This window comes from Lentilactobacillus sunkii DSM 19904, from assembly GCF_001435575.1.
Lineage (GTDB): Bacteria > Bacillota > Bacilli > Lactobacillales > Lactobacillaceae > Lentilactobacillus > Lentilactobacillus sunkii.
The window spans coordinates 1-253 of record NZ_AZEA01000073.1; the positions used below are offsets into that span (position 1 = coordinate 1).

The following is a 253-nucleotide window of genomic DNA, read 5'->3' on the forward strand; positions in this document are numbered from 1 at the left end:
AATAGAGCTCTCGTTTTTTGATCAAGCTTACTTTCAAACTTTTCAGTACTCTTGCGCCACACAAATGAATACTTATTGGCATCGGCAAGGATTTTAGTACCATCAATGAAAATAGCTTCATCACTCAACAGATTGTTGTCAATTAAGGATTGCCGAAACTGAAGGTACATGAGGACGATGAGTTTGGTTGTTTGCTGATCAGTACGGAAACGATTGATTGTCCGGTAACTGGGGACCACATCAGGATCACCAA

At 40.3% G+C, this 253-nt stretch carries 1 protein-coding gene; it reads right to left on the reverse strand.

The genetic code is table 11. The features are described from left to right. The coding region (locus FD17_RS13280; protein WP_162256794.1) for a transposase at positions 1–253 on the reverse strand (253 nt) is incomplete at both ends.